Origin of the sequence: Pedobacter sp. W3I1 (assembly GCF_030816015.1) — a bacterium.
In the GTDB taxonomy this organism is placed as follows: Bacteria; Bacteroidota; Bacteroidia; order Sphingobacteriales; family Sphingobacteriaceae; genus Pedobacter.
The window spans coordinates 5,428,888-5,442,960 of the sequence record NZ_JAUSXN010000001.1 but is presented as its reverse complement, the minus strand read 5'-3'; the positions used below and the strand labels follow the sequence as shown (position 1 = coordinate 5,442,960).

Annotated in this window: 12 protein-coding genes; 6 read left to right on the top strand and 6 right to left on the bottom strand. The window is 39.0% G+C overall.

The window, feature by feature from the left end; all coding sequences use genetic code 11:
* Positions 1–585: 585 nt before the first annotated feature.
* Together QF042_RS22300 and QF042_RS22295 are read right to left on the bottom strand one after the other, a co-directional pair.
* Positions 586–3,120 (bottom strand): ABC transporter permease, encoded by a 2,535-nt coding sequence (locus tag QF042_RS22300; protein WP_307532373.1) that lies wholly within the window; start codon positions 3,118–3,120, stop codon positions 586–588.
* Positions 3,110–3,802 carry an ABC transporter ATP-binding protein gene (locus tag QF042_RS22295; RefSeq protein ID WP_307532372.1) on the bottom strand — a complete coding sequence of 231 codons (693 nt, stop codon included), beginning with the start codon at positions 3,800–3,802 and terminating at the stop codon, positions 3,110–3,112. Before QF042_RS22295 ends, QF042_RS22300 begins: the two co-directional genes overlap by 11 nt.
* A 104-nt stretch (positions 3,803–3,906) precedes the next feature.
* Between QF042_RS22295 and QF042_RS22290 the strand changes: the two genes are divergently transcribed.
* From QF042_RS22290 to QF042_RS22280, 3 genes are all read left to right on the top strand, one after another.
* Complete coding sequence (locus QF042_RS22290) at positions 3,907–4,590, top strand: arylesterase (RefSeq protein WP_307532371.1); 684 nt, start codon at positions 3,907–3,909, stop codon at positions 4,588–4,590.
* Between the two features lie 420 nt (positions 4,591–5,010).
* Positions 5,011–5,505, top strand: a complete 495-nt coding sequence (locus QF042_RS22285; protein ID WP_307532370.1) for a plasmid maintenance system antidote protein — start codon at positions 5,011–5,013, stop codon at positions 5,503–5,505.
* Between the two features lie 6 nt (positions 5,506–5,511).
* On the top strand, positions 5,512–6,159 hold the full coding sequence (locus QF042_RS22280; protein ID WP_307532369.1) for a nucleotidyl transferase AbiEii/AbiGii toxin family protein: 648 nt from the start codon (positions 5,512–5,514) through the stop codon (positions 6,157–6,159).
* A gap of 36 nt (positions 6,160–6,195) precedes the next feature.
* Here the strand turns inward: QF042_RS22280 and QF042_RS22275 are convergent, their stop codons facing one another.
* Genes QF042_RS22275 through QF042_RS22260 form a run of 4 tightly spaced genes read right to left on the bottom strand, consistent with a single transcriptional unit; the run spans position 6,196 to position 8,629 of the window.
* Positions 6,196–7,083 carry a hypothetical protein gene (locus QF042_RS22275; protein WP_307532368.1) on the bottom strand — a complete coding sequence of 296 codons (888 nt, stop codon included), beginning with the start codon at positions 7,081–7,083 and terminating at the stop codon, positions 6,196–6,198.
* On the bottom strand, positions 7,083–8,072 hold the full coding sequence (locus tag QF042_RS22270) for a hypothetical protein (protein ID WP_307532367.1): 990 nt from the start codon (positions 8,070–8,072) through the stop codon (positions 7,083–7,085). The genes QF042_RS22275 and QF042_RS22270 overlap by 1 nt, the downstream gene beginning before the upstream one ends.
* Before the next feature lie 51 nt (positions 8,073–8,123).
* The gene (locus QF042_RS22265; RefSeq protein ID WP_307532366.1) at positions 8,124–8,288 is read right to left on the bottom strand and encodes a hypothetical protein; all 165 of its coding nucleotides are present in this window, start codon (positions 8,286–8,288) and stop codon (positions 8,124–8,126) included.
* 11 nt (positions 8,289–8,299) lie between these two features.
* Positions 8,300–8,629, bottom strand: coding sequence for a DUF4870 domain-containing protein (locus tag QF042_RS22260; RefSeq protein WP_307532365.1), 330 nt, complete (start codon positions 8,627–8,629; stop codon positions 8,300–8,302).
* A 230-nt stretch (positions 8,630–8,859) separates the two neighbouring features.
* On the opposite strand from QF042_RS22260, the gene QF042_RS22255 reads away from it, so the two are divergent.
* The 3 genes from QF042_RS22255 (at position 8,860) to QF042_RS22245 (ending at position 14,050) form a co-directional block, all read left to right on the top strand.
* Entirely contained in the window at positions 8,860–10,704 is a 1,845-nt protein-coding gene (locus tag QF042_RS22255; RefSeq protein WP_307532364.1) for a hypothetical protein, read from the top strand.
* 1,388 nt (positions 10,705–12,092) lie between these two features.
* On the top strand, positions 12,093–12,710 hold the full coding sequence (locus QF042_RS22250) for a YceI family protein (protein ID WP_307532363.1): 618 nt from the start codon (positions 12,093–12,095) through the stop codon (positions 12,708–12,710).
* Positions 12,711–12,733: 23 nt separating this feature from the next.
* Entirely contained in the window at positions 12,734–14,050 is a 1,317-nt protein-coding gene (locus QF042_RS22245) for a hypothetical protein (RefSeq protein ID WP_307532362.1), read from the top strand.
* The last annotated feature ends 23 nt before the right edge of the window (positions 14,051–14,073 follow it).

Below are 14,073 nucleotides of genomic sequence, written 5' to 3'. Positions count from 1 at the left end.
ATGTATATTTGTATTCAGATAACCAGTCATTTAGTCATCCTGAAGGCTAATTTATGGTATAAAATCAATATAAAAGACAGAAGAATTTAAAGAGAATTAAAGTTCTCTATATATCGTCATTGCGAGGCACGAAGATAACCGAACGAAGCGAAGCTCATGAATGCCTTTAAAAACAACTGCACAAATGAATAATCTTAATGCGCTCGCTAATAGCGATTGTTGTAAGATTGCTTCGTCGTTCCTCCTCGCAATGACGACCTTTCTTAAAAGAAATTTCATTGATAGCGGAGTCGAAGGGTCTTTACCATATAATATATCTTATATTATATGGTTAACAATGTAATCAAAAGGGTCTTTGACTACGCTCAGACTGACAAACGGGGAAGGGATCATCAAAAAGAAAACATCACAATAGTGCAAGAGAAATCTAATTGGAATAGATTTCTCCATTTCGCTACGCTTCAGTCGAAAGGACGACTTTTCTATAAGGATCTGTCAATGTAAACTCTGTTCTCTCTGTGCCGTTCTCTGTTTCCATTGTGGTTAACGCCCATCGCCTATCGCCATACGCCGCTCGCTCACCGCCTAACTCTCCGTCCTTAATATCTTTAACGGTGGTTGGTTCAGGATGCTTCTTGTACTTAATACACCCGTAATTACAACGAGCAGAATTATTGAGCTAAATAACAATAAGGTTGGTATAAATGGAGGCACAAAGATTGCATCGAATGTGAATTTAGCTAATGCCCAGCTTCCACTGATGGCTAAAATTAATCCGACGGCTGCGGCAAAAGCACCTAAAAAGAAATATTCAATCGCATTTATAGCTAAAATCTGTTTTCTGCTTGCACCCATGGTCCGTAATAAAATACTTTCTTTTATCCGCTGGTTTTTACTGGTTAATACTGAAGATATTAAAACAATCCATCCGGTAACCATGCTAAAGCCAGCCATAAACTGAATCACAAAACCGATCTTGCTTAACAACTCATCCAAGAGTTTTAATACTAAATCTAAATCGATGACTGAAACATTCGGGAATTTTTGCACCACTTCTCCCTGGAAACGGGCTGAAACTTCGCCCGATTGTACCCTGGTCATCAATACATGAAATTGTGGTGCTTCTTCTAATACGCCGGCTGGAAAAACGACCCTGAAATTGGTCTGCATCCTGCTCCAATTTACTTCCCTTAAACTTCCAACAACCGTAGGGATCATCATGCCTTGTACATTGAAAAGGATTTTATCGTTCAAACCAACATTAATGGATTGGGCATAACGCTGATCCAGTGAAATATAAACCGTTTCATTGGGTTTAATTTTTCCGATCCATTTACCCGATGTAATTTTCTCTGCTGCGGTTAAAGTATCCTGATAAGTAGCCCTGATTTCGTTGCGATAAGCCCTTCTGTTATTGGTATCCGCACTCGCTTTCTTCCCGTTAATTTCTTCAATGCGCATGGTAATAACAGGCACCTGATTCATTAGTGGCAATTTGAAAGCTTTGGTTAAACTGTCCAGTCCTTCTTTTTGCGTATTCTGGATATCGAACATCACCATATTGGGCTGGTTGGCGCCAGATGAAAGTGTAACGCGACTCATTAAGATCCCCTGAACAAAAAACAGGGTACAGATAAATGCAGTTGATAAACCTATAGAAACGGTAAGCATTAAGGTTTGGTTATTCGGACGGTAGAGGTTAGCAAAGCCCTGTCGCCATAAATAAGAGGCTGAATTGGGCAAGAGTTTTCTCACCAGGAACATCAATAATTTAGACAGTATAATCAACAGCACAAAAGCGATGGCAATACTTGCCGTGAAAGCCAGCGTTTGTATCCATGTTTTCATCTGCAAGTGCGTAAAAGCCGTAATAAAGCCGGCCATAAGCAGATATACCAGCCAGGTTAGCGGATCTCTTTTGCCAGTTGCTTTCTCGAAAGATATGCGGATAGCATTTAACGGCGAAATTCTCCTAACGGATAGGAGTGAGGGAAGGGCAAAAAGGATCGAAATGATCAACCCCAATAAAATACCCTGGCCAACTGCAGGCCACGAAACCTGCATGGTGATCTCGATCGGTAAAAAATCTTTTAACACCAGTGGAAGTAAAAATTGTATGCCTGTGCCTAAAGCTGCTCCTAAAACAGCGGCAATTAAGCCAATGAAAAAAACCTGAATGAGGTAAATTAAAAAAGCATGACGTGATTTTAGTCCTAAACACCTGAGGGTAGCAATAGCGCTTAATTTTTCCTGGATGTACACATGGATGGCACTACCTACACCAACGCAACCCAGCAATAAAGCGATAAAACCTGATAAAGCCAGAAAACGGTTTACATCTTTAAACGATCTTCCGGTCTGCTCTTTCCTTGATTCAACCGTATCGGCATCAAAGCCTTCTTTTTCTAATTTGCTTTCCTGCTTTTTTACCCATTCATCTATTTTAGACGGATCATTGTACCTGAAATAAAATTTATTGTTGATCCGGCTTCCGGTTTTAATCAGATTGGTTTTATCGAGTGTTTGTAATGGAATATAAACGGTAGGCGCTATGCTTGCACCAATACCAGTTTGGCCCGGAGCTTTGGTTAAAGTGCCCAGGATATTAAAATTGAGATCGCCGATTTTTACCGAATCGCCAACTTTTGCATTAAACTGTAGCATGAGTGTTTGATCTACCAATGCGTTTCTTCCAGATTGAAAATGCTTTGCAGCGGCCAGTGGAATGGTTTCTATTGTGCCATAATAAGGGTAATTCCCCTCAAGGGCTTTCATTTGTACCAAACGGCTGCCTCCACCTTTCTGAAAATAGATCATCGAAGCAAAGGTTTTCTCCTGCGATCGCTCATCGCCAAGTGTATCGAGCATTTTTTGCATGGCTTTGCTCACACCCTTCCTGCTATCTAAAACCAGGTCTGCTCCGGTAAGTTCTTTTGCCTGCGCATCGATATCCTTTTGCAGGTTATCTTTAAACGAATAAACTGCAACAAGGGCTGCAATGCCCAAAACAATAGATGAGATAAAGAGCAATAAACGTGCACGGTTTTTCCTGCTATCGCGCCAGGCCATTTTAAACAGCCACGAAAACTTAATAGATTGTTTTGGGAGATTATGAGGCATATGCAGGGTTTTCGTCTGAAATGATTACACCACCTTTAATTTTAATGCTCCTTGCCGTTCTGGCAGCCAGTTCAAGATCATGTGTTACGATAATCAATGTGGTTCCCGCATCTTTATTTAAATCAAAAAGCAATTTGATTACTTTTTCACTGGTTTCTGCATCAAGGTTTCCGGTAGGTTCATCTGCAAAGAGAATAGCAGGTTGATTTGAAAATGCCCTTGCCAGCGAAACGCGTTGTTGCTCGCCACCTGATAATTGTACAGGATAGTGATGCGAACGATCGGCCAGGCCCACTTTATCCAACAGTTCCAATGCATGCGTGCGGATGTTTTTTGCGCCTCTCAATTCTAAGGGTACCATTACATTTTCGAGTGCAGTTAAAGTGGGCAACAATTGGAAGTTCTGAAAAATGAAACCTACATATTGATTTCTAACCGCTGCCCTTTCATCTTCATTTAATTTCTCTAAGGCAATACCATTCAGCTCAACGGTTCCGCTACTGGCCCTGTCCAATCCGGCACATAAACCGAGTAAGGTTGTTTTTCCGCTTCCCGAAGGACCTGTTATGGCTACCGTTGAGCCAGCCGTTATCGAAAAATTAATGTTATCCAAAACGGTGAGTTCCCGTCCGGCACTTTGGTAAATTTTGCTTACATTTCGGATGTTCAATATGCTTTCCAATAGCTGAATTTTTAGGGTTTGTGTATAGATTGTGGCCAAACATAACCAGGCGCTGCCTGTTAAGGTAATGGTTTAAACAATAATTAGATATAGATTAATTAGATATGTTACGAAAACGATTAATGGGGCTATTTGTTTTGAGCCTTGTACTGCTAAGCTGCGGAAACCGGGAAAGTAAAAGCAATACGGATAAAACTTTAGATTCGGCTGACCAAAAAACGGCAATTGCAGCTACTAAGCAGAAGAATATCCTCTTTTTTGGCACCAGTTTAACAGCAGGTTATGGGCTCGATCCAACGGAAGCTTATCCGGCATTGATCCAAAATCGGATCGATTCTTTACAAATGCCTTACAAAGTAATTAACGGTGGTTTAAGTGGCGAAACTTCTGCTGGTGGAAAAGGGCGGATTGATTGGTTACTTAAACAACGTGTGGATATTTTTGTGCTCGAACTTGGCGCCAATGATGGTTTACGTGGTTTACCTGTATCGCAAACGATTAAAAACCTTCAGGCGATTATTGATCGTGTAAAGGCTAAATACCCGGATGCTAAAATGGTGTTGGCCGGTATGCAGGTTCCGCCAAATATGGGTGCGAAGTATGCAGCAGACTTTAAAAATATGTTTCCTGATTTGGCGAAGAAAAATCAGATGGCGCTGATTCCGTTTTTATTGGATAAGGTTGGTGGTGTTCCTGAATTAAATCAGGCCGATGGCATACATCCAACTGCCGAGGGAGATAAGATCCTTGCCGAAAATGTGTGGGTGGTATTGAAGGATTTGTTATAGTCAACCGAGCTTGTAAATGTTGACAGGGGCAAACCGGCGATTGGTATCATATTGAGGCTACACCAGCATTCGGCCAGATTTACGGCCCTTTTCAGTTGGCAAAAAAAGATCATTTTAATGGTAAGCTCCTGGTTTTGATCGATGGGGCTACCTTTTCGTCTGGAGCACCGCTTAATGCCGCTCTAAAGGCTCAGCGGAAAGGCATAAATTTATCGGAGGGAAAACTGTGGGCGTGGAAGAAGGCTGCAATTATGCCGATTATGTTGTAAACTACAAACCCGAAGATGTGGTACGCATAACGATGTAGATTTAAGAAAGGCAATGGGTTTGGTTAGGTAATAGCAGCTTTGTGATTCATTCTAACTTTTGACAATAGCTAATGTTATTAAAGTATAAACAATATTGTTTATATTTGTGTCTATGTTCGAAAAGCTATCAATATTGAAAGGACTTCATCCCGGCTTTTTTCTGGAGCATGAGCTAAAGAAAAAAAAGCTTTCTAAAAGGCGTTTTGCCATTTCTCTGTCGGAGTATCCCCAAACCATTGGGGCCATTACTAAAGGAAAAAGGGATATGAACACTAGCCTTTCGTTGCGGATTGAAAGGGCTTTGGGCTTAGAGGAAGGCTTTCTGATGACACTTCAGGCATTTTATGATATTAAGAAAGAAAAGGAAAAACGAAAGCTAACCCCTAATCTTTCTGTTTTTAGTTCGGCGTTGTTCTGGGATACCAAAATTGAAAATATCGACTGGGATCTTCATAAAAAATTTATTGTACACCGTATTTTCGAATATGGAAACGAGAAAGAAAAACAAGAGATTTTGAATTTTTATGGAAAGGATGTGGTAGAAAATCTGCTTATGAAATCCTTAAATATACGTCCAACCACCATCAATGGAACTAGTATAATTTAAGCTGTTATGGTTTATTGGAATACTGTAAACAACGAATTGAAAGATTGCTTGTTACTTTTAATGAATGAAACCTTATTTGAACGGTTTAGATTGGTTGGTGGCACAGCATTGAGTTTGCAATTGGGTAATCGAATCTCTATCGACATTGATTTGTTTACAGATGTACCCTATGGTTCAATAGATTTCAAAGAAATAGATACTTTTCTAATTAATCATTTCAACTATGTTTTTGGCGTAAATGATCTGCCTGTGGCGATGGGAAAATCTTATAGAGTAGGAAAGGATGCAAACGCTACAGTTAAACTTGACTTTTACTACACTGATGAGTTTATATTTGAGCCGTTTACGGTTGATGGTGTTCGCATGGCAACTACCGAAGAAATTTTGGCCATGAAAGTGGATGTAATTCAGCGAGGCGGTAGGAAGAAAGACTTTTGGGATCTGCATGAGTTGTTGGAATCATTCTCATTTCAAGAAATGTTAGCATTTCATCAACAGCGTTATCCATATAACCATGATCCTTTACTTATCACCAGAAATATGAACAATTTCGATTCTGCCGATCAGGATCCTGATCCAGTCTGTTTGAAGGGGAAACATTGGGAACTCATTAAGTTTGATCTGATTATGTTTTTAGAGGATTCTGGTAAGTAACTATCCTTATTCATCATCTTCCAAACTATTCATTTTTCATTCTTGCCTAAAGCTCTTTAGCGTACCATCGTTATTGAATTGCAGATCATAACGTTCGCGGCTGCCGTTAATACTTGATGGAAACCAGCGCATGCCATTATCCCAAATGGAAATGTAAACCAAAGTGGTGGGCTTTGCACCTTCAATCTCAGCGGCCTTTTCGTTATAAATTTGTATCACTTTTTGTGCAGCTGCGAAATTCATTTTATTTAATGGAAATATTCTGCGCTCCACATTTCGGGCCAATACTGGTTTTGGTTCAGACCAAGCGCCATCTTTAAACGAATATTCATCTACATATTCAGGGTTCTCGGGATGCTGCAGAGCCAGATGAATAGATCCATCTGCGTAAAAATGAACAGATTGATATACCATTATTTCTTTATTTCGGTACTGTGGTAATTTTCTCAGTTTCTCCTCTGCCTGTTCTAATTCAGAGGAATTTAACATTCCTTTTTTTGCCTTTATTGTCGCTTTTTCTACGCCAGCATCTTTTATTTTGGTTTGTGGCAGGTTCATTTCCTTTAAAAATTCATTTACTCTTTTTTGGATTTCCTTGCTACCTGCTGGTGTTTGCTTTTGTTTCAACCGTTCAAGATCATGAAAAAGTTCTTTTGCCTTGTTCTGAAGTTCTGGTGTTTTAACCGTGTCGCCGTTTATCACTACAAATTTCTCCTGATAATGCTGTGTAGAAGTTGTCGTTGTTATTTTAGTGGTTCCGGTATATTCGCTTTCTGATCCAATATGGTTTTTTTTATTATATTTTTTAACTAACGAGTCGTTTGGATGAAAGGTTTCATCTACACTTTTTGTAATCTGTTTACAACCAGCGCCAAGGAAGCAGCATAGTATCATCAGCCAGGAAATTTGGGTTAAGTTTTTCATCAAAATTCTCCGTTAATTTCGTTCAGGTCTTTTTCAAAGGCAATTTTATCGGGATTTTCTTTGAGGTAAAAAATAGATATGTGTTCCTGTTTGGTCATATCAAGATCGAGCAGGTCTACAATTTTTTTAACATTTGCCTTGTATTTGTGGTTGTACTGGTCGGTAAATTCCAGTTCAAAGTTAATCATCGGCTGTTCGTTAATATAGGTTCCCGTCTGGCTGGCCTTAAGCAAACGGGCATTTGTCCGGATACCTTTAAATTTAATCAGGAAAGATTCGTTAGGTTTGCCGATGAACTTTCCAAAAATAAAACTTACTAAAAAACTGTCAAGGAGCAGCGCTGCAGCACAGGTTAATAGCGGATGGCCTACACTCATGAAACGCCAGCCCGCACCCTCGCTTTCTGATTGGTAAGAATAAACAAAATAGCCTGCAACAGTACATACAAATGTGAGCCAAGCTAAATTAATCAATACAATGATGGTTTTATTAATGCTTACTTCTGTACTGGCGATAATGAAATAAGGGACTTTGTTTGCTTCCTTATCCAACAGTATGCCGACGGTTTTACCAATCTCATATCGGCGTTCGTAAGGTTTTGCATCATTTATTGTGGTTTTTTGCCTGATTTCACTACCTGACAGGTTTTTAAACTGGAGTGTGAGTTCATAGGCATCATAAGCCGCATTAGGTTTTGATACTTTTACAGCCTCTATAATTTTGGCCTCACGGGGCTCCCCTGTGTTTTTGAGTTTTTCTATATTCCTTATGATGGAAAACGTGCGGATTACCCATTTACGGTAATAGCCTACTAAGAGAATAATCCACAATAACACAGAAACTGCTACCAAACTTAACGATAGCCATGGGGCTCTTTCCATCAGGTTCGGCATGTTTTCGCTCTTGATGTTATAATATAACAACATCGGGAATGGAATCGCAAAAAACAACATGTAAAGTATCCAAAATATCGAAAGTCTTTGTTTCATGGTTATCCGATTGAGGAATGACTGAATTCTGGAGCGACTGAATAATAATTATTAAAAAGGGTAACCTTCAAAATAGTAGGTGCCAAAACGAGATATGTCATTGGCATTTAAGGCTGCCCGGTCAAAATATTCTTCAGGGGTATTTACCGTAAAGTTGCATGCGGTGATGGTTAAAACCATCACCATAAGCATGACATTTTTAATGTTGAGGCGCATAAACTTCTTTATTAATATTTACCAGCAAATGAAGATCTGTCTTCGAACCATTTACCAATAAGCGGAACAGGTTTTAATGCGCCGTTGGCTGCATTGATGATCCCCATAATCCAAAGAATGATAAATGCATAACCCACAAATCCCAAAAAGGATAAACCAGGTACTACACTGGCAATAATGGTAAATGCTACGTTGAAAATAATACTTACAATGGCAAGACCTAACGACTGCCTTAAATGATATTTAAGTAAAGCATCAGCTTTATCTTTTCCAATGAAATAAGCGACTAACCAACCGATAAGTGTGATGTAAGAAATGATTGAAAGTGTTTTGTTGTCCATGATTTCTGTTTTTTTAGATTGAAAATTATTCAGGTCAAATTTGCGGTTAATCATCATCCTCTAAAAGAATTTACCACCTACAAAGCGTCTACTGTATTTTAATAAAACGTCTACAATACATCTACATGTGTTTTTAAAGCGCTGATTATTAGCTGTTTGTTTATTTTATTCTTTTTTTGTTTTCGTCTACAATATTATCGGGGCTTCAATCTTTATGTTAATTTTACGGTATGAAGCATCAGGTTTTTAAAAACATATTATTCTTAATAGGCATGAACATATGTTTCTTCACAACTCATGCGCAAACATTATTAGATAGCACAGCGCTCGATAAATTAAGTGAAAAAGATAAACCAGCACTGCTTACGCAGCTGGCAGAAAGATATAGGATTAATGCTAGCTATGCCGCCGCAATTGTAAAGGCGCAACAAAGTGCAGGTTTGGCTATAAAACTCAAAAACTTTACTGAAGCCACAAAGGCATACGCCATGCTGGTTAACGTTTATGCAAATACAAAGCAGTTTGCTTTGTTGAAAAAAATGAGCGATACCGCTTTATCTATGGGGCAACAGGCACGGCAGTCCATTGCTTTGGCTTATGCCTATTACGCACAAGCTTTATTTTATAATGCCATTGATAACAACGAATTGGTAACCAAGTATTGCCAGATGGGCCTTAAAATGTTGGAGAAAAAATACGATCCATACCTTACTGCCAAAATATATTACCAGTTGTATGCCCTGAATACACGGTGGGATGATGTGAAAAATGTAAATAGATATGCCCAAATGGCTGCTGAAAATGCACTGAAAACTGCTGATTATAACTTGTTGAGCAACTGTTACATTGCACTTTCGGTAGCGGCCGATTATAATTTTGCAGCAACCAAAAATGAATTACAGCGCGATAGTATTATTTACTATTTAAATAAAGTACAGCATCTTTATCAGCAGTACCCTCAATATATTGCCCGAAAAGCATATGCGATGTCCTGTATCAATAGTGCAGATTATTATTTGAAGTACTTCCCTGATACAGATCAGGCTGCGAAAGCCAATGCCATTCGGTATGCCGGCATGGCCAACGAAGTAATGAAGGGAGCCATAAACGGTGAAGAAATTAGGGCCAGCAGTTTGGGGATTTTAAGTGAATATGCCAAGAGAGACAAAAATTTTGCTATGGCTGAAGGTTATCTGCAAGAAGCCTATAGTGTGTTGAAAACCCAAAAAGTACCTTACTATTATACTTTAATCAATGTTGTAACCTCCCTTTCTAATTTTTATGAGCAACAGGGTAACTATGAAAAAGCATTGGGATTTCAGAAAAAAGCAACCGAATACAACAGCAAATATTTTGATGAAAAACGGACTTTAAATGCTCAAAAACTGGAAGTGCAGTACGAAGCTGAAAAAAAAAACAGTGAAGTCCGGTTATTAAAACAAAGTGAAAAATATGCGCAGCAACAAAAATATCTATACTTCGGTATTGCAATTGCCTCATTACTGGGCCTGATATTTATGTTTCGCTCTTATCATTTCAGACTTAGGTACTCCTTACAACGCGAAAAACAATTGCACTTAGAAAAGCAGGAGGCAGAATTGCAGATGAAACTTGAAAAAGAGGCACAGGCAAGGCTGAAAGCTGAACAGCAATTATTGGAAAGCCAGCAGCAGCAGTTGCAGAAAGAAGTAATGGCCAGCCAATTGCAGCTGGAACATAAAAAAGAGATGCTTTTTCAGATCAAAGAAAAATTTAATGATCACCATCAACTGAATATTAATAAAATTTGGAATGAAGAACTCCTTTTAGATAATGATTTTGAAGAAGCAAAATTTCAGATCCAACAGGTGCATCCAGAATTTTTCTCTTTGTTAAATCAAAGGGCACGACAAAAACTGACCACGCTCGACCTGAAACTTTGTGCTTACCTTCATTTAAAAATGGACACCAAAAAAATTGCACATATTATGCATATTGAGGCCAAAAGTGTGCGTATGAGCCGTTACCGGATAAAACAAAAACTGGGTTTGGCTAAAGAAGATGACTTAAATTTATTTTTGCAAAACATAGGTTAAAATATAATCTAAAATTAAAGCCGGAATTAAAAATCCAGACCTTTTGATATTAATTTTTAGCGAGCATTGCATTCGGACGGTAATAATACTCCTCTTCTTTTGTAGTTTTTATTTTCACAAGCAATATTATTCCAAAAATAAAATTTAAGATTTCTCTGAATTAAGATAGTTGGGAGTACTTATTCTAAGTGTTTTAACCGTGGTGTTGAGGAGGACATTCTAACTTCTTTACGCTCTTTAGGAGAAGATAACTTGTAAAACAGCAGCCAATAAGTGATGGCCATAATCAACATACCTAAGAGCGCACTGATTATATCATTCCTTTTCATACTTGATTCATAACAAAAAAAATGCCGATACGCCTGTATCGGTCTTAATAATTTTTATTTCTCCTGTTTTTTAATGATTTCTTAATTTTTCAAGAACAATGCTGCATTTTGAATTTCGTAAATGAGGGGTTTTGAACACGATGTAAACAAAAATGCTATCAATGACAGATTGCAAGTAACGGTCGTCTTTCTCGCGCAAGCGGGAATCTTAATGCGAGCTGCAAATCCTACTAAGGCATTACGATTATCTTCGATGAGCAGTTTGTGGTTCCCAATCATTTACCAATGACAGATTCTAAAATTGGCGTCATCTCGACCGAAGCAAATGCGGAGTGGAGAGATCTTTGAACTATGTTAAAAGATCTCTCCACTGCGGTCAAGATGACGATTTATCTTACCTGTCACCCAACTCCTTTGTTTTTGCTAAAAAACTGACCTCTGGGAATGACGAATACCGTATGCAAATGTCATCGCCATTCAAATGTTTTTCCAAAAAAACTGGACTCTATCTATGAAATGACATTTTTCTTAGGTCAGTATGCTATTAATACGCAAAGGTTGCCTTAAAGTTTTTATTCCTGCGGTAGCATGTTGGGGTTATTACGGTTTTGATTGATATTTTTGTCCTAAATAATGGGCCTGCAATCTTTTGTTTAGCAACCTGATGGGATGGTGGTTACATTTCATCTCTGAGTTGCTTTATAATGAGGCGATATGATTTCTACTCCAGCTGGTTAAACTGGCCATTTATCTGATGAGGTCTCCGTCTTGCTTAACCCTGAACGGATAACGGCTCAGGGTTTCCAGTCTCATTCCATTGAGGCTACTTATTGATCAGTCTATTATCCAATCTTATCAGTAGCTTAGGTAAAGTTTGGTACACAACGGATACACAGCCATTTCCGACATGTAAGCTATGTTTTTAAATATTTTATTGATTTTCAGTATGTTATTTTCATTAAAAAGTGATGACGATCAATTTTTCATCTGGCCATCATCATAAGATCTGACGCAGAACAGGGGTAGGTTTGACCAACAGTTTAATCCAATAACCCTGCTATGAAAACATTTAACATATTCCAGAAAAAAATCAGACCTATCATCCTATTATTTATGCTGTCTCCGCTGGTAACAGTTGCGCAAACAGCATATCAGTTTTCTAAAATGGGGAGCGGTTCAGTCAAGGTAACGGGCACTTCGAATGTTCACGATTGGTCGATGACATCCAAACAGTTCGAAAGCACAGGTACATTTAATTTCAATGCCTGGGGTGAAATGACGGATGTAACAGCCCTAAGATTTACCCTGGCAGCAAGGAGCCTTAAAAGCGGGAAATCTTCCATGGACGACCGTACCTACAAGACGCTTAGCGCAACTAAATTTCCTAAAATAAGCTATCAACTCACCTTTGCAACAGTTACCATGATACAGGCAAAAAGGTATTCGATTGAGACAACAGGAATCCTGACCATTGCAGGAAAAACACAAAGCCTTTCAATGAAGGTAATGGCTTTGGTAAATGCAGATGGTTCCATCAGTTGCCATGGCAGCGAAAACTTAATGCTAACCGACTATGGTATTGAACCACCAAGTTTTATGCTTGGGGCAATGAAAGTGGGTAATAACCTCAATGTCCAGTTCGAATTCGATTATGTTAAGACATCGGTAGCAAAATAACTGTTCATCACTAAGATAAAATCATGAAAAATAAGTTTACACTACTTTCTGCCCTCGTGGTAGCCATTATAAGTTCGTATAGTTTTGGGGTACAGGCACAGGTTTCCAACCTGAGGCCTTATGATAAATCCGGTATCAATGTTTTTGAGGCACCCAAAGATAGTAAAGCCGTGTTTGATAAAATAAAAGTTCGCTTTGGTGCGGGATTTACCCAGTCTTTTCAGGGGCTGAAACATGAAAACACTTCTGGCGGACTATATAAAATGACCCCGGGTTTTAATACTGCCAATGCCAATCTGTTCATGGATGTACAACTCTCAGATGGGATCAGGCTGAATCTTACAAGCTATCTTTCTTCCCGTCACCACAACGAAACCTGGGTGAAGGGTGGATATATCCAGTTTGATAAGCTACCGTTCAAGGGTAAATTGTGGGACGATATTATGTCGGTAACCACCATCAAAATCGGGCACATGGAAATCAACTATGGCGATCAGCATTTCCGCAGGTCCGATGGCGGGCAAACGATTTATAACCGATTTATTGAAAATTACATCATGGATGGATTTACAACTGAAATTGGCGGAGAGGTTTTAGTGAGAAAAAATGCACTGTTTGGTTTAATTGGTGTTTCCAATGGAATGATTAAAGGTAATATTGATAGCCTGATCGCTACTCCTCAGGATGCAAACGTGCACAAATCACCAGCTGTTTATGTAAAAGGTGGTTTTGATAAACAGCTGAACAGCGATTTGAGGGTGCGTTTCGCGGCCTCTTATTACAGCAATAACAGTTCTGGCGGACAGACCTTATATGGCGGCGACCGTACAGGATCGAACTATTTTATGGTGCTGGAAAAAGTCGGCGCAGTAAATACCACCAATGCCTTCTCCGGACGGTTTAACCCTGGTTTTACCAAAAAAGTGAATGCCCTTCAGCTAAACGCATTTATAAAATTGCAGGGACTGGAACTTTTTGCAACTTATGAAAATGCGAAGGGCAGATCAAAAACAGAGACAAGCAGTCGGGGAGCTGAACAGATAGCAATAGATGGTATATATAGATTCGGCAAGACAGAAAACTTTTTTATCGGTGCAAAATACAATGTGGTTACCGCCGCCATGCCTGATGTGGCAGCTGCCGGAACAACTCCTGCAATAACCTATACCGGTGACGTAAAAATAGATCGTATTGCCATTGCTGCAGGATGGTTTATGACCAAAAACATATTGTTAAAAGGCGAGTATGTGAGCCAGAAATATAAAGATTTCCCAACTGCAGATTTCCGCAGCGGAGGAAAATTTAAAGGGTATGTGATTCAGGCTGTTGTAGGATTTTAGCCAATAAACCATTAGGCGGGAAC

Bases quoted from the DNA above. Each gene is read 5' to 3' on its own strand.
- QF042_RS22280 (WP_307532369.1), top strand. From the start codon at position 5,512: ATGGTTTATTGGAATACTGTAAACAACGAATTGAAAGATTGCTTGTTA.
- QF042_RS22260 (WP_307532365.1), bottom strand. From the start codon at position 8,629: ATGGACAACAAAACACTTTCAATCATTTCTTACATCACACTTATCGGT.
- QF042_RS22290 (WP_307532371.1), top strand. From the start codon at position 3,907: ATGTTACGAAAACGATTAATGGGGCTATTTGTTTTGAGCCTTGTACTG.
- QF042_RS22300 (WP_307532373.1), bottom strand. From the start codon at position 3,120: ATGCCTCATAATCTCCCAAAACAATCTATTAAGTTTTCGTGGCTGTTT.
- QF042_RS22250 (WP_307532363.1), top strand. From the start codon at position 12,093: ATGAAAACATTTAACATATTCCAGAAAAAAATCAGACCTATCATCCTA.
- QF042_RS22255 (WP_307532364.1), top strand. From the start codon at position 8,860: ATGAAGCATCAGGTTTTTAAAAACATATTATTCTTAATAGGCATGAAC.
- QF042_RS22245 (WP_307532362.1), top strand. From the start codon at position 12,734: ATGAAAAATAAGTTTACACTACTTTCTGCCCTCGTGGTAGCCATTATA.
- QF042_RS22265 (WP_307532366.1), bottom strand. From the start codon at position 8,288: ATGCGCCTCAACATTAAAAATGTCATGCTTATGGTGATGGTTTTAACC.
- QF042_RS22285 (WP_307532370.1), top strand. From the start codon at position 5,011: ATGTTCGAAAAGCTATCAATATTGAAAGGACTTCATCCCGGCTTTTTT.
- QF042_RS22270 (WP_307532367.1), bottom strand. From the start codon at position 8,072: ATGAAACAAAGACTTTCGATATTTTGGATACTTTACATGTTGTTTTTT.
- QF042_RS22275 (WP_307532368.1), bottom strand. From the start codon at position 7,083: ATGAAAAACTTAACCCAAATTTCCTGGCTGATGATACTATGCTGCTTC.